10 protein-coding genes are annotated in these 14895 nt (G+C 75.8%); 3 read left to right on the top strand and 7 right to left on the bottom strand.

Annotated features, from left to right (window positions below):
- Position 1 precedes the first annotated feature (1 nt).
- The 6 genes from QP089_RS03415 to QP089_RS03390 are packed head-to-tail and all read right to left on the bottom strand — an operon-like array spanning position 2 to position 8345.
- A complete protein-coding gene (locus QP089_RS03415; protein ID WP_285909743.1) occupies positions 2 to 1516 on the bottom strand; it encodes a GlnX family signal transduction membrane protein in 1515 nt (504 codons plus the stop codon).
- Entirely contained in the window at positions 1513 to 2295 is a 783-nt protein-coding gene (locus QP089_RS03410; RefSeq protein ID WP_285909741.1) for an FHA domain-containing protein, read from the bottom strand. The genes QP089_RS03415 and QP089_RS03410 overlap by 4 nt, the downstream gene beginning before the upstream one ends.
- A gap of 5 nt (positions 2296 to 2300) precedes the next feature.
- Positions 2301 to 3665, bottom strand: a complete 1365-nt coding sequence (locus tag QP089_RS03405) for a vWA domain-containing protein (RefSeq protein ID WP_285909739.1) — start codon at positions 3663 to 3665, stop codon at positions 2301 to 2303.
- The gene (locus QP089_RS03400) at positions 3662 to 4645 is read right to left on the bottom strand and encodes a PP2C family protein-serine/threonine phosphatase (RefSeq protein ID WP_285909737.1); all 984 of its coding nucleotides are present in this window, start codon (positions 4643 to 4645) and stop codon (positions 3662 to 3664) included. The genes QP089_RS03405 and QP089_RS03400 overlap by 4 nt, the downstream gene beginning before the upstream one ends.
- A 2-nt stretch (positions 4646 to 4647) precedes the next feature.
- Positions 4648 to 7104, bottom strand: a complete 2457-nt coding sequence (locus QP089_RS03395) for a serine/threonine-protein kinase (RefSeq protein ID WP_285909735.1) — start codon at positions 7102 to 7104, stop codon at positions 4648 to 4650.
- Positions 7101 to 8345: a hypothetical protein gene (locus QP089_RS03390; RefSeq protein WP_285909733.1), complete on the bottom strand. Its 1245-nt coding sequence runs from the start codon at positions 8343 to 8345 to the stop codon at positions 7101 to 7103. The genes QP089_RS03395 and QP089_RS03390 overlap by 4 nt, the downstream gene beginning before the upstream one ends.
- Before the next feature lie 307 nt (positions 8346 to 8652).
- On the opposite strand from QP089_RS03390, the gene QP089_RS03385 reads away from it, so the two are divergent.
- The 3 genes from QP089_RS03385 to QP089_RS03375 all read left to right on the top strand — a co-directional run bounded on the left by QP089_RS03385 (position 8653) and on the right by QP089_RS03375 (position 14282).
- Positions 8653 to 10032, top strand: coding sequence for a hemolysin family protein (locus QP089_RS03385; RefSeq protein WP_285909731.1), 1380 nt, complete (start codon positions 8653 to 8655; stop codon positions 10030 to 10032).
- Positions 10020 to 11036, top strand: a complete 1017-nt coding sequence (locus QP089_RS03380; RefSeq protein WP_285909729.1) for a hemolysin family protein — start codon at positions 10020 to 10022, stop codon at positions 11034 to 11036. Before QP089_RS03385 ends, QP089_RS03380 begins: the two co-directional genes overlap by 13 nt.
- A 117-nt stretch (positions 11037 to 11153) precedes the next feature.
- Positions 11154 to 14282 carry a hypothetical protein gene (locus QP089_RS03375; protein WP_285909727.1) on the top strand — a complete coding sequence of 1043 codons (3129 nt, stop codon included), beginning with the start codon at positions 11154 to 11156 and terminating at the stop codon, positions 14280 to 14282.
- 1 nt (position 14283) lies between these two features.
- On the opposite strand, the gene QP089_RS03370 is transcribed toward QP089_RS03375, so the two are convergent.
- Entirely contained in the window at positions 14284 to 14667 is a 384-nt protein-coding gene (locus tag QP089_RS03370) for a phage holin family protein (protein WP_285909726.1), read from the bottom strand.
- Between the last annotated feature and the right edge of the window lie 228 nt (positions 14668 to 14895).

The raw sequence follows: 14895 nt of genomic DNA, 5'->3' as shown, positions 1-14895 counted from the left end.
GTCAGCGGAACTCGGCCAGCCGGGGACGGACCCCCGCGATGATCAGCACGGCGATGACGGCGGCGGCCGGCGGGACGGCCTTCCAGCCGCGCAGCCCGCCGTCCGCGTCCTTGATCGCCCGGGTGAAGGCGTCCTGGTGGACGGCGGTCAGCGAACCGAGCGCGGCGTCGTAGGCGTCGAAGTCGTGGATCGCGCCGCGCTCGCGGCCCATCCGCAGCGTGATGGCGCCGCTGCGGTCCCCCGACGTCGCGAGCGAGCGTATCCGCTGGTCGTCGGCCTGGACGGCCTGGTACGCGCGGAGCGTGCGCTGGAGCGCGTCGGCCTCGCGGCCACGGTCCGCGGTCCGCGCCTCGTCCCCGAAGAAGCCGAGGAACGGCACCTTCTGCCCGGATCCCGCCCGGTACGAGCCGACCTCGCCGCTGACGCCGGCGTAGTAGTTCTCCAGGTTCAGCGGCTTGTCGCCGATGTCGGGATAGAACACCGACAGCGACTTGTCGAGGTAGGTCTGCTCGTAGGTGTCGGCGCGGCCGGGGTCGAGGAGGTAGCGGCTCTGGTCGGCGAACGCGCTGTGGCTGATGGCCCGGGCCCGCGACAGCGACAGGACGGAGTCGAAGCCGTCCTCCTTCGCCTCCCAGATGTGCCCGGCCTGCGCCGACAGCAGGCCCGCCCCGACGACGGCGAGCGCGGCGGTGCCGAGCGTCGCCAGCACCAGCGCCGGGTTCAGCAGCCGCCGGAACGTCCGCGCCAGGTACAGCTGCGTCGCGACCAGCAGCAGCAGGGTCAGCGCCCCGGCGGCGATGACCCAGTCGCGCCCCGCCAGCACCGCCGACCGCTTCGTCTCGTACGCCTGCCGGACGTGCGCGCCGGTGTCGAGCGTGATGTTGTACGCCTTCGGCAGCAGTTCCAGCTTCATCAGGTCGGTGGCCTGCCGGTAGGCGTCGACGACCTGCTTCGGCGGCTCCCCCGCCGGATGGCCGGCCTGCTCGTTCAACTGCATCGCCGACCCGACGAGCCGCTCGTACCGGCCGAGGCCGTCCAGCACGTCCTGGACGGTCTGCCGCAGCGCCGGGTCGCGCCCGGCGAGCTGCGCGGCCTGCACCGCGGCGGAGTCGGCTTCGGCGCGGCGCCGCTCGTACACCTGGAGCGTCCGGTCGTAGCCGATGCCGAGGTCGTGCTGCCGGCCGATCAGCAGGATGTTGGACACCTGCGCGTCCATGTCGCTGAGCGCGAAGTACAGCGTGCTGGTCGCGACGACCTGCGGGCCCGCGTCGTGCCCGATCGTCTGGACGGAGTCGCGCGCGTTCCCGACCGCGACCGTCAGCAGGGCCAGCAGCGCGACGAGCGCGGCCAGCACGAGCGCGACGTGCGCGCGGATCCGGCCCGGGATCGTCCGCAGCCACCGCCCGCGCGCGAACGTCGCGAGCCGCCCCCGGCGCGCCGGACCGGCGACCGCCGCGGCGTCCTCGGGCGGCGGCGCTTGCGGGCCCGCCGCCGGGTCCGCGGTCGTCATCGTCATGGCGTGCCCTCCTGAAGGGACAGCGTGATGGTCGTCCAGGCGCCGACGTGGACGCGGTCGCCGTCGCCGACCGGGACCGGGACGTTCACCGCGATCGGCTCCGTGCCGCCGTTCACCGTCGTCCCGTTGGTGGAGCCGGGGTCGACGAGCAGCCAGCCGCCGCCCGGCCGGGCGAGCAGCACCGCGTGCAGGTGCGAGACGCCAGGGTCCTCGGGCGGGCCGCCGAGGTCGATCTCCGGGGCGATCGCGCGGGACGCGCTGCGCCGGCCGATCCGGATCTGCTCGCCGGCCAGCGGGACGCGGCGCTCGGGGCAGTAGGGCGGGAACTCCAGCGTCGCCGAGTCGGGGCCCTCCTGCGCGATCACGGAGGAGTAGTACTCGCGGTCGGCGACGATCACCGCAGACCAGCCGGACGCCACGGACGATCCGGGGGACTCGGGGGGCGCGGACGGCTCGCCGGGCGGCGCGGGCTCCGGTCCCGGTCCCGGTCCCGGTTCCCCGCCGGACCGGGCGGCGCCGGTCGCGAAGTCGTAGCCGCAGTTCTCGCAGAACCGCCCGCTGCGCGGCGTGCCGCAGTCCGGGCAGGTCTCGGGGGCCGCCGCCTCCTGCTCCGGCGGCGGCGCGGCGGCCCCGCGCTCGCGGGCCGCGGGCTCGGCGATCGGCCCGCCGCCGCGCTCGACCATGGTGAGCTCGGCGCGCGGCGCGCCCTCCATGAGGTCGCCGCACACGTCGCAGTAGTCGTCGGCGGCGGACACGTGCCCGCTCGGGCATACCGGCATGGGCCTCAGCTCCCGGCCTCGTCCGGCGGCGTGCCCGGCGGGGCGTGCGGTGGCAGGTCGTCCTTGCGGGTCCGGACGGTCCGTACCGAGCGGGTGTCGAGCGACATCTCGTCGGCCTTGGCGACGTCCGCCTTCAGCCGGACGGTCCCGGTCGCCGGGTCGATGACGTCCACCACCTTGTCCAGCAGCCCGGCGATCTGCTCGTTGCCGACCTCGCGGGCGAGCACCACGGCGCGGCCGAGCCGGGCGGTCGCGGTGTCCTCGTCGCCCTCGCGCCTGGCCTCCAGGCCCTCCTGGATGGCGTCGGCGAGCTCGGACTGGCCGGTGTGGTGCGCGACCCGCCCGTTGATCCGCGTCGACCTGGCCTCGTCGTCGGTCCACTCGGCCAGGACGTTCCCGGACGCCAGCTCCCGCTCGGCCTCGCCCTCCGCGCCGGGCGCGATCAGCTTCACCCACGCGGCGCGCATCTGCCGCCCGATGTCGCCCGGCTGGACCTGCACGCACAGGTGGTACTCGCGGTTCTCGCTGCCCCAGGCGCCGAGCGGGTAGTCGACGGTCTGCGTCCCGGACTCGGCGTGCCGGCCGGTGAGGTCCTCCACGGCGGGCACCATCTGCTTGAGGAACTTCAGTTCGGCCTGCTGCGGCGTCCACACGCGCAGCGCCACGTCCGCGACCTGCTTGCTCATCGCCGCCCGGGTCATCGCCAGGAAGTCGGCCTCCAGGTCCTTGGGGTCGGGGACGTCCAGGAACCCGCCCAGCAGCGCCGAGGTGATCTTGCGGAGCTCGGCGACCTCCCAGTCGGTGCCGACGCCGCGCGCGTCGCACAGGAAGCGGCCCGAGCACACCCGCAGCGCCGCGTCCAGCTCCTCGTCGCTCTCGTGCTGGTTCTTGCCGTCGGTGAGCAGGATGGCGTGCTTCACCGCGCCGTCCTGGCCGTCGAACAGGCGGTTCGCCAGGCGCAGCCACGAGCCGATCGCGGTGCCGCCGGCCGCGTCGAGCCGGGCCACCGCGTTGGCCGCGCTGCGCCGCGTGGACGCGCTCGCCTCGACCAGCCGCTCCCCCTGCGGGTAGATCATCCGGGGCCGGTTGGCACCCGCGACGACCGCGAACCGCACCCCGTCCCGCAGCACCCCGACCGCCGCCTTCGCCGCGCGCCGGGCGGCGGCCATCTTGCCGCCGTAGGACATCGACCCGGACGTGTCGATGATGATGATCTCCACGGCGTCCGAGCCCGCCCGCGGCCCGGCGTCGTCGGAGTCGGCGTCCTGCGAGCGCGCCTCGACGGTGACGATGGCGTGCATCTCCCGCCCGCCCGCCGGGAGGTAGGGATTCTGGTCCACGCGGATCGTGAACTCGGGACGTTCGCTCATCTGCCGGGCTCCCTCGTCGTCGGCTCGGGCGGCGGGAACTCGATGACCACCACCGTGACGTTGTCGTGTCCCCCCGCGTCCAGCGCCGCCCCCAGCAGCCGCCGCGCCGCCCCCATCGGCCCGCCCGCCGCCTCCGGCCCACACGCGCCCCGGCCGGGGAGCGCGAGGGAGGCCAGCGCCGCCGCGTCCGGCAGGCGGTTCCACAGCCCGTCGCTGCAGATCAGCACCAGCCCGGGGCCGGACGGCTCGAACGAGGCCAGGTGCGGGTCGAACGCGCCCGCGTCCGCGCCCATCCAGGCCGTCAGCAGGTGCGCGCGGCGGTCCGCCCACGCCGCCTCCGCGCTCAGCTCTCCGCGCGCGACCGCCCGCACCGCCCACGAGTCGTCCCTGGTCAGCGGGAACGATCCGGACGGCGACAGCCAGTAGGCGCGGCTGTCGCCCAGCCAGCCGACCGTGACCCGGCCCGCGGCGACGACCGCCGAGACGAACGTGCACGCCGGCCCGGACCCGCCGGGCGCGCCGTCCGCGAGCGCCGCGACGGCCCGGCCCGCCTGCTCGGCCGCCTCGCGGGTCGCCTCGCCGGGGTCGGCGCCCGCCGCGATCCGGTCGAGCAGCACGGCCGACGCCGTCTGCGCCGCGGCCCGCGCCGCCTCCTCCGACCCGGGCGCCGTCGCCACCCCGTCGCAGACCACCCCGCACGCGCCGTGCGGCAGCGCCGCCAGCGCGAACGCGTCCTCGTTGCGGGAGCGGCGCAGCCCGAGGTCGCTGATGCCGGCGCCCAGCGCGGACCGCCCGTCCACGACCAGCTCCGCCTCGACATGCTCGTGCCCGCTCGGCTGCCGCAGCCCGCACGCCTCGCAGAACCCGTCCGCCGCGACGGCCCAGCTCCCGCAGTCGCCGCAGGCCGCGTCCCGGTCCCGGGCCGTGGATCCGCGCACGGCCCCGCCGGGGTCCATGGCGGCGTTCCTGTCCGCGTTCATCGTCAGAACAGCGTCCTCGGGCGGACGGCGTTGGCGCGTCTGACCATCGCGTGGCGGTGGTCGGGGCCGTCCGCGAGCTTGGCGAGCACCCGGTAAGTGTCCTCCAGCTTCGCCCGCAGTCGAGGCTCTTCGAGCGGTATGCCGAGGATGTCCTTTTCTGGACGCAGCTGCGCCGGGGTCCGGTCGGCGCGCAGCCAGGCGATCGCAGCCTCCAGCACCTCGGCGACGAACGCCGAGTACCGCTCGGTGTCGAGGCGCAGGGACCGCAGCCGCCGTCCCGCGTCCACCAGCGCCGCCGCGTTCAGCTCCGCCGCCGGACGGCCCCGGACCGCCGCCCCGACCGCGCCGAGCTGCGCGGCGAGATAGTGGCTGGAGATGCGCGGCACCGAGTCCAGGACGCGTCCCGCGCTGCCCCGGTCGCCGCCCGCCAGATAGGCGCGGGCCAGCCCGAACGCGGCGCTGACATGCGTCGGGTCGGTGCGCCACACCGTCGCGTAGAAGCCCCCGGCGACCACGTGCTCGCCCAGCAGCTCCTTGCAGAAGCCGAGCGCCAGCTTCGGCGCCTGCTCCCCCGGCATCAGGTCGTACAGGTCGGAGAACACGGCGGCGGCGTCGGCGGCGCGGCCGTCCGCCAGCGCGCGGGCGCCCCGGTACCAGTCGACCCGCCAGTCGTCGGCCTGCTCGGCGTCCAGCTCCTCCAGCAGCCGCCCCGCGAGCTCCAGGTCGCCCAGCTCGATCCGGACCCGGACCAGCGCGAACCGCACCTCCCGCGAGGCCACCGGCGCGGCGGCCAGCGCCGCGGCGAGGTCGCCCGGGTCGCGGGCGGTCAGCCCGGCCAGGAACGCGGCGGCCGGATCGGAGCCGTACACGAGTGGGACGGGCAGCGCGATCGCCGCGGCGGCCGGCTCCAGCGGCGCCAGCACCGGCGCCGCGCCGTCCTGCGAGGGGTCGGGGTCGATGATGTCGGTCCCGGCGGTGTGCTGCTCGGGGCCGAACAGCGGCGACGGCGCCGGACGGGCCGTGCCGTCCTCCGCCGACAGCACCTCGCGCAGCACCCCCGTGAGCTGCTCGGCCATCTCGGCGGCGCTCTGGAACCGGCGGGCCGGATCGGGGTGCGTGGCGCGGCGCAGCAGCCGGTGGTACGACTCGTGCCGCTGGAACAGCGGCACCTCCTCGCGCGGCGGCAGGCTGCGCAGGTGCCGCCGGGTGTAGCCGCGGAACGGGAAGCTCAGCACCGCGAGCGTCCGGCCCACCGTGTACAGGTCCGACACGATCGACGGGCCCGACGAGCCGATCTCCGGCGCCTGGTAGCCGGGCGTGCCGAAGATCGGGCTGTCGACGTCGAACGCGCGCCGCACGCCGCCGAGGTCGATCAGCTTCAGCTGCTCCTCGGACTGGATCGCGTTGTCCGGCTTGAAGTCGCAGTACAGCAGGCCGACGCCGTGCAGGTAGCCGAGCGCGCTCAGCACCTCCAGGCCGTAGGCGAGCACCTGGCCGAGCGGCAGCGCCGCCTGCTCGCCCTCCCGGTCGCGGCGCTCGAGCAGGATCTCCTTCAGCGACCGGCCGCCGACGTACTCCATGACGATGTAGCCGGAGTCGTCGTGCCGCACGAAGTTGTAGATCTTGACGATGTTGGGGTGCTCGACCTCGGCCAGGAACGCCCGTTCGGCCGCCGCGGCGGCGAGGGAGTCGGCGTCGCCGGTGTCCAGCAGGCCCTTCAGCACCACCCACCGCTCGCTGACGTTGTGGTCGCGGGCCAGGTACACCCAGCCGAGCCCGCCGTGCGCCAGGCAGCCCAGCACCTCGTACTGCCCGCCGATCACCTCGCCGGGCTTCAGCTTCGGGGTGAAGGAGAACCGGTGCCCGCAGGTCGCGCAGAACCCCTCGGTGCGGCCCGGCCGGCCGTCCCGGCTGCGGCCGACCTTCTCCCCGCACCGGCTGCAGTACCGCCGGTTCTCCGGGACCTCCGGGTTCTCCATGATCGCCGACGCCGGGTCGCGGAACGGCACGGGCGGCACCTCGACCAGGCCCGCGCCGAGCATCCCGCGCCGGGCCGAGCCGGTGGAGCCCGTCCCGCGCGTCCCGCCGCGGGACGCGGTGCGGCCCGACCCCCCGGACCCGCTCGTCCCGGACCCGCCGGTCGGCTCGCTCCCCGGCCCGCCCGACGACCCCGCGCCCGACGACCCCGCGCCCGACGATCCTGCGCCGGACGGGCCGGTGCCGGACGGGCCGGTTCCCGGGGCCGCGCCGTTCGGCCGCTCGACCGACGTCGCGGGCGCGTTCACGATCGTCACCGGAGCCGCGCCCAGGGAGGAGCCCGAGCCGGACGACGCGGACGACGCGCCCGCGCTCACCGGGTCGGCGGGCGGCGGCTCGGCGAGCGGCGCCATCCCGCAGACGTCGCAGAAGCCGTCCGCGCCGACCTCGCCGGTGCAGCCGGGCTGGGTGCATCGGGTCATGGGGTCCCCGTCCCGTTCTCACGCGCCCTGATCGCGCGTTGGTACTCGGCCAGCAGCGTGGTCGCCCGGCGCAGGTCGCACGGCGCCGTCCACAGCACGTCCCGGGCCTGCCCGTGCAGCGCGGCGAGCGCCTCGTCCTCGGCGAGCCCGAGCCGCGCCGCCTTGGCGCGGTACGCCTCCAGCCGCCCGCGCAGCTCGCCCCGCCGGTCGAGGAGTCCCTGGCTGAGACGCAGGTCGTCGCGCGCCCGTTCCAGCTCCTGCGCGGCGGCGGCCTCCAGCGCGGCGACGCAGCCGGCCATCTCCACCCAGCGGCCCGCCTCGCGCAGCCGCTCCAGCGCCGCGAGCCGATCGCGCAGCGCGCCGCCGCGCCCCCGCGCCGGCTCCGGCACGTTCGGCGCGTGGATCTTCAGCAGCACCGCCGCGTGCGCCTCGCAGGCCGCCCGCTCGGTCGCCTCGACCCGCTCGACGGCCTCGGCGAGGCCCGCGACCAGCTCGGGGTACTCGTCGCGGAGCCGGGCGACCCCCGCCAGCTCGTCGCCGATCGAGGTCAGCGACGCGCGGACCCGGTCCAACCGCGAGGTGTCCGGCTTGCCGCCCGGGCACAGCGACAGCGGATCGGTGCGGACGAGCCGCCCGAGCGCCGTCAGCTCGCGGCCCAGCCGGTCCAGCTCCGGATGGCGGGTGCCGTCGAGGGAGTGCGCCAGCCGCGCCGTCTTCCGCCAGCTCTTCTCCGCCCGCTCCAGCGGCTTCAGCAGCGCCGACCACGCCGCGTCCGCCGCCGCGACCTCCTTCGCCACGAACGCGTACGCGTCGGACATCATCCCGACCGCCTCGTCCAGCGTGGCGCGCTTGTCCTGCGGGCCGAGCAGCGTGCGGTCCTCCAGCGGGATCTCGCCGTCCGGCAGCTCGACCGACCGCCCCGACAGCAGCCCGGTCAGCTCCACCAGCGCCGCCGCGTCCGGCCGCGACGACCGGCCGCGCAGCGCGCACGCCTCGTCCAGCACCCGCTGGTAGGCGTCGAAGACCCGCCACAGCGTGGCCAGCCGGGCCCGCACCGCCTCCCAGCGCCGCCACGTCTCCCCGGCGAGCCGGGCGCCCTTCAGCAGCCGGACGCCGGTGTGCCCGTCGAGCTCCAGCAGCGACGCCGCGATCCGCTCCCGGTCGGCCTGGAGCGACTTGAGGGCATGGTCGATCCCCTCCCGGCTCATGGGCGCGGCGGCCCCGGGCCCGCTCTCGTCCACCTCAGCCCCGCGTTCGGTTCTCTCGGTCCCCGTGCGCGCCCCCGTACCGGCGGTCTGGGAGCAAGGACCGCTCAAGTATCGGGCGTGCGCTCTCCGACAAGTGTGATCCGTGACACTGGCGGAGGACAAGGTGCTGACCCGCGCGACAGCCCCCGCCTCCGTGGGACGATCGGCGCGGGCCCGTACCCTGGTGCGCCGGGAACCCCGCCGCCCGAGGCGGCGTTACGCAGGTAGGCCCAGATGAGAGGAGTGGTGAGTCCGCGGTGTCGGACCCCAGTCACAGACCCGGTGCCCCATGCTGACGGCGGTGCTGGGAGTGCTCGCGGTGATCGTTCTCACCGCCGCCACCGGATACTTCGTCGCCCAGGAATTCGCCTACGTCGCCGCCGACCGCGCGTCCCTCGAGCAGGCCGCCGCGCGCGGCGACGCGTCCGCCCGCCGGGCCGTCAGGGTCATCGGCCGGCTGTCGTTCATGCTGTCGGGCGCGCAGCTCGGCATTACGATGACCACGCTGGTCGTCGGGTTCATCGCCAAGCCCGCCCTCGCCGAGCTGATACGGCCGCTGCTGGACGCCGCGGGCGTGCCGGCGGGCGCGACCGGCGCGATCGCGCTGGCCACCGGGTTCGTCCTGGCCACGCTGATCCAGATGCTGCTGGGCGAGCTGTTCCCCAAGAACCTCGCCCTGGCTCGCGCCGAGTCGCTGGCGCGCGCGCTGTCCCGCTCCACGCTGCTCTACCTGACGGTCGCGGGCCCGCTGATCCGGCTGTTCGACCGCGCCGCCGAACGCCTGCTGCGCGCCGTCGGCGTCGAGCCCGTCGAGGAGCTGCACAGCGGCGCCACCCTCGAGGAGCTCGGCGACATCATCGGCAAGTCGCAGAGCTCGGGGCACCTGCCCGCCGACCTGTCCGGCCTGCTCGACCGCGCGCTGTCGTTCGGCGACCTCACCGCCGACGCGGTGATGGTGCCGCGCCCGCAGGTCAGCACGCTGCCCGCCACCGCGCCGGCCGCCGACCTCGTCGCGCTGATCCGCGAGACCGGGCACAGCGCCTACCCCGTCTACGACGGCGAGGTCGACGACGTCGTCGGCGTCGCGGGCGTCCGCGAGGTCGCCGACGACGCCCTCGACCCCGCCACGCCGATCGGGCGGATCGCCCGGCCCGCCCTGCTCGTCCCCGGCAGCCAGCCGCTGTACGGGGTGATCGAGCGGATGCGCGAGTCCGGCGAGGAGTTCGCCTGCGTGGTCGACGAGTACGGCGGCCTGGCCGGCATCCTCACCTTCGAGGACGTCGCCGAGGAGCTCGTCGGCGAGATCACCGACGAGACCGACGCCCGCGAGGACGCCCCGACCAGCGGCCCCGACGGGTCCTGGCTGGTCGACGCCGGCATGCGGATCGACGAGGTCGGCCGGCTCACCGGCCTCGACCTGCCCGAGGGCGACGCCTACGACACCCTCGGCGGCCTCGTCATGGCCGAGCTGCGCCGGCTGCCCTGCCCCGGCGACCGCCTCACCGTCGCGCTGGACGGCTCGTCCGGGCACGCCGAGCTGGAGGTCGTCAGCGTCGCCCGCCGCGTCGCCGAGAAGATCCGGATCCGCACGGCCGCCGCGCCGGCGCCCGCGGACCGCCCGGAGATCTCCGACCCGCCCTGCGCCGCCCCGCGCCCCGAGGAGGTGTCGTGGACCCGCTGACCTCCCTGCTCATCACCGTCCTGCTGCTGATCGGGAACGGCTTCTTCGTCGCCTCGGAGTTCGCGCTGGTCGCCGCCAACCGGTCCCAGCTCGAACGCGCCGCCGGCCGGGGCAGCCGCCCCGCGGCCGCGGCCGTCGCGGGCGTCCGCGAGCTGTCGCTGATGCTCGCCGGCGCGCAGTTCGGCATCACGATGTGCTCGCTCGGCCTCGCGATCGTCACCGAGCCCGCGTTCGAGCACCTCCTCGAACCGCCGCTGCACGCGGCCGGCGTCCCCGAGGCCGGCGCGAAGGCCGCCGCCCTCGCCTGCGCCCTCGGCGTGATCACGTTCCTGCACATGGTCGTCGGCGAGATGGCGCCGAAGTCCTGGGCGATCGGTAACCCGGAACGGTCGGCGATCTTCCTGGCGCTGCCGTTCCGCGCGTTCGCGAAGGTGTCCCGGCCCGTCCTCGCCGCGCTGAACGCCGCCACCAACGGGCTGCTGCGGCTCGTCCGGGTCACCCCCCGCGACGAGCTCGACGACCACACCGACCCGGCCGGGCTGAGCCACCTGGTCGGCGAGTCCCGGCGCCTCGGCCTCATCGGGCGGCACGACCACGAGCTGTTGCGCCGCGCGATCTCCGCGCGGGAGGCGACCGTCCGGCACCTGGTCATCCCCGCGTCCTCGGTCACCACCATCGACGCGGGCGCGTCCGCCGCCGACATCCGCCGCACCGCGACCGCCAGCGGCCACAGCCGCCTCCTCGTCCGCGGCCCGGACGGCGCCGCCACCGGCATCGTCCACGTCCGCGCCGCCATCACCGAACCGGACGGCGACCGCCCCGCGGGCGAGCTCGCCTACCCGGCGCCCACCCTCACCGCGCGGACGACCGTCCTGGACGCCGTCAGCCGGATGCGCCGCGCCCGCGCCCAGCTCGCCGTCGTCAACGGCGACCGCGGCGAGTTCGCGGGCATCGTCACCCTCGACGACCTCCTGGCCGAGCTCCTGGCGACCAACCCGCACTGACGCCCCCCCCGGCCGCCCCGCGGAGGATCACCGATGATCGTTTCCATGTGAGACGTTAGACACGGGCAGAAGGGGACACATACGGCCCCGGGGTCGAACTGGGACGGGATGGCGTCGGTGAACAACACAACGGAACCCAACGAGCCGGACGACGTGCCGGAGCCCGCTCTCGACGCCCGCCCGGATCTGGAGACAATGCCGCTGACCGAGACGTCCGGGGTGGAGACGCCGGCTCTCGGCACCGAACAGGTCCCCTGGGGCGGCCGCGAACTCGTCGAGAGCGTCTACGGACCGCTGACCGACCACTACGAGCGCCTCCAGGCCGGGTCGGCCGGGGACGGGCCCGGCTGGTCCGCCCAGATCGCCGCGCTCCGCGCCCTGCGCACCGGGCACGTCGCGGGCGACTGGGAGACCCTCGCCCGCCTCCTCGTCGCCCCCGGCTCCCTCGAAGCGACCGACGCCGTCCGCCTCGTCCGGATGGAGAACGAGCCGGAGACCGTCCGCGCCCTCGTCAACGACCTCAAGGCCGCCGGCGAACGCACCCTCCTCCTCACGTCCACCCCTGAGCAGGCCGCCGCCCTCCTCGAAACCACCGAGGACCTCTTCACCCTCCTCGTCGAAACCCAGCCGCCCGCCCCGGACGAGCCCCTGCCCCAGAACGACGAGGCACCCGCCTCCGTCCCGATCCCGCCGGGCGACGAGACGCTCAAACTGCCGACCATCCCGGACGACGCCACGGCCGTGCAGCCGATCGTCCAGGACCCACCCGCAGCCGCCGAGACCGCTCCTCCCGAACCGCAGACGCAGTTCAGGGAGGACTTCGGCTCCCACGGCACGGTCGAGTTCAAGCCCGTAACCGGCCTCCCCGACCCGGGAGCAGCCCCCACACCCCCTCCGGACGCCACCCGAGCCGACCCCCTGCCGGCGGCAAGCGCAGCGGACCCGACCCGCGCCGAACCGCCAATCGCGGGCACGGGTGAGACGCCGCAGGACGTGCCAACCGCTGAGGCCGCCGCGCAATACGCGGCGCCGCGTCTGGAAACCGCGGCGGACGCCACACTGCCCGCCCCGGCGGCCCCCGCACCCGGCGCGGGCCAAGACCTGACGAACACGCAGGCCAGCGCGAGTGCGGCGGACGTGACGATGCCTGATCCGGCAGGGGACATACCCGGTGCGGGTGACGTGCCGGTCGGGGAAGGGGGCGCGCCCTGGGTCGAGCAGTTGGCTGCTGAGACGGGCAGTGCGCAGGGCGACGCGCTCGGTGCGGAATCCGTAGCGGGGGCTGGCCGCGTCGAGGCGCCGCGCGGTCCTGCGGGGAATGAGCCCGGCGCGTCACGAGGCGTCGCGATGCCGCAGGACGTTCCGGCTGGTGAAGGTGTCGCGCCTCCGGTGGCGCCGCTTGGGGAAAGCGGTGCGGGCGCCACGTTGGCGGGCCCGGTGGGCGCGACCGGTGCGGCGGATCAGCCTGGTGGGCCGGGTTACGCGGACCCTGCGGGCGTGACGCCGGTGCGGCCGCCGGGTTGGGCGGACGCTGCGTCCGGCGGTGAAGCGGGGATTGACTACACGCTGGCCGAGGCCGGAGGAAGCGCGGCGGGTGAGACGTTGCCGGGCGGGCGTGCGGGGGCGGACGTCCAGGGGCCGGAGTCATGGGTTCGGGGTGCGGTGCTGCGGCCGGTCGGTGAGGCGTGGACGCGGTCGTGGCGGGAGGAGGCCGGGCTGCTGCGGCGGGGGCTGATGTGGCTGGAGCAGTGGCCGCGGGACGCGGAGGCGCTGGCGGCCGTCCGGGCGGAGGGGGTTGCCCGCAAGGAGGCGTTGGACGCGGAGCTGGCCGGGCTCGCGCAGGCCATCGAGGAGGCGCGGGGCGCGGCGCAGACCGCGGAGCAGCGGGCCGTCGAGGCGGAGGCCGAGGCGGAGCGGCTCGTCGCGGTCCAGCGCGAGGCCGAGGCGGAGCTGGCGGGCCCGCGGGCGGAGGCGGAGCGGCTGCAGGCCGCCGCGGACGCGGCGGGCGCCGAGGCGGGCGAGCTGACGCGGGTCGCGGACGAGGCGTTCGCGCGCTGCACGCAACTGGACGAGCGGGCCCGCAACGCCCAGCACGAGTTGCAGGGCGCGCAGCAGGTGGAGGCGTCGCTGAAGGACGAGCTGGCGCGGGCGCAGGAGGCGCTGCCGGCGGCGGCGGAGGAGGCGGACAGGCTGGCCGCCGTGGACGCCGACGCCTCGGCGGAGGGCCATGCGGCCTACTACCGGCTGGTGTCGGCGGAGTCGGCGCTGGCGGCGGTGCGGCGGAAGATGTCGGTGGCGCAGCGGCTGCACGTGGCGGCGCCGCCGTCGGACTTCAAGAGCGTCCGGGCGGAGGTGCGGGCGCGGACGCGGGAGGCGGACGAGGCGGCGAAGCGGGCGCAGGAGGCGAAGGACGCGGCGGAGCGCGCGGAGGCGCACCGGCAGGGGCTCGCGGGGTTCGTGTCGGAGGGCGGGGCGCGGCTGGCGACGGCGCGGGAGGCGCAGGAGCGGTTGACGACGGAGCTGGCGTGGCTGGCGACGGAGCGGGAGACGGCGGGCGCTGAGCATCAGGAGCGGGCCAGGCATGCGGCGGAGGCGGTGGACCGGGCCACGCAGGCGGGGCTGGAGGCGCGCGCGGCGCACCAGGCCGCGCGGGTGATCGAGGAGCGGGTTGAAGCCGCGGTGGCGGCCCGGGAAGGGGCGCTGGCGGCGGCGCAGCAGGCGCGGTCGGACGCGGACGCGGCGACGGCGCGGGAAGCCGAGGTGCGGGCGGCGCTGGAGCGGCGCGCCGCGGACGGCGAGCGGGAGACCGCCGCGCATGCCGTGGAGCTGGAGTCGGCGGCGGAGGCCGAGGCGCGGTCGCGGGAGAACGTCCGGGAGATCTGCGGCGCGGACCCGGCCGAGGACCCGGAGACCGTCGCGCAACACCAGCGGCTCGCGATGGCGCGGATCGAGGAACTGGGCGGCTTGCTGGAGGGCGGCGAGGCCGACGGCGCGGCACTGCTGCCCAGAGCCGATGTGGTGGTCGGGACGCCGCTCGGCGTGGGCGCCGCGCTGGCGGACGAGCGGTTCGACGCCCTGGTGGCGGTGGGCGGGCTCGCGGACGCGGAGTTCCTCGTCGGCGCCGTCCGGACGCGCCGCTGGTTCCTCGTCGGCCCGCCCGTCGGCGAGGCGCCGGAGGGGGAGGGGCGCGGGACGTTCGAGCGTTCCGCCGTCGCCGCGCCCCACCTGCTAGTGGACGGCTCCTAGATCAGTCGTCGTCATCGTCGTCGCCGGGGACGATCAGGTGCAGGAGCCAGCCGACGATGCCGACGACGATCGCGCCCCAGAAGGCGGGCCAGAACCCGCTGACGTGGAACGGCAGGTCGAGGCGGTCGGCGACGGCGCTGGTCAGCCAGAGCAGCAGGCCGTTCACCACCAGCCCGATCAGGCCGAGGGTGAGGATGTAGAAGGCGCAGCCGAGCGTCTTGACGATCGGCTTGATGAGGGCGTTGACCAGGCCGAAGATGACCGCGACGCAGAGCAGCGTCAGGGCCCGGTGGGCGGTGTCCCGGCCGGTGAGCGTGATGCCGTCGAGCAGCGTGGCGGCCCAGAGGGCGACCGCGGTGATGACGACCTTGAGAAGAATGCGCACACCATGATGATGGTGGGAGAGATCGCGAAAACCATCCCTCTGCGCGGCGATTCGCCGGACTTCTCGCTCATCATCCGGAACGACCGGCGGCGCGATCAGTCGTCGGTGCGGTCGAAGAACGGGGACCGGGCGGAGACCTGCGACCGCGGCCCGACGCGGGTCGCCTGCGCGGCCGGCGCGGGCGCGGGCGCGGGCGGCGCGGGTGCGGCCGGCGCGGGCGCGGCCGGG

This window comes from Actinomadura opuntiae (assembly GCF_030283205.1).
Lineage (GTDB): Bacteria > Actinomycetota > Actinomycetes > Streptosporangiales > Streptosporangiaceae > Spirillospora.
This window is presented reverse-complemented; position numbering and strand designations above follow the sequence as displayed.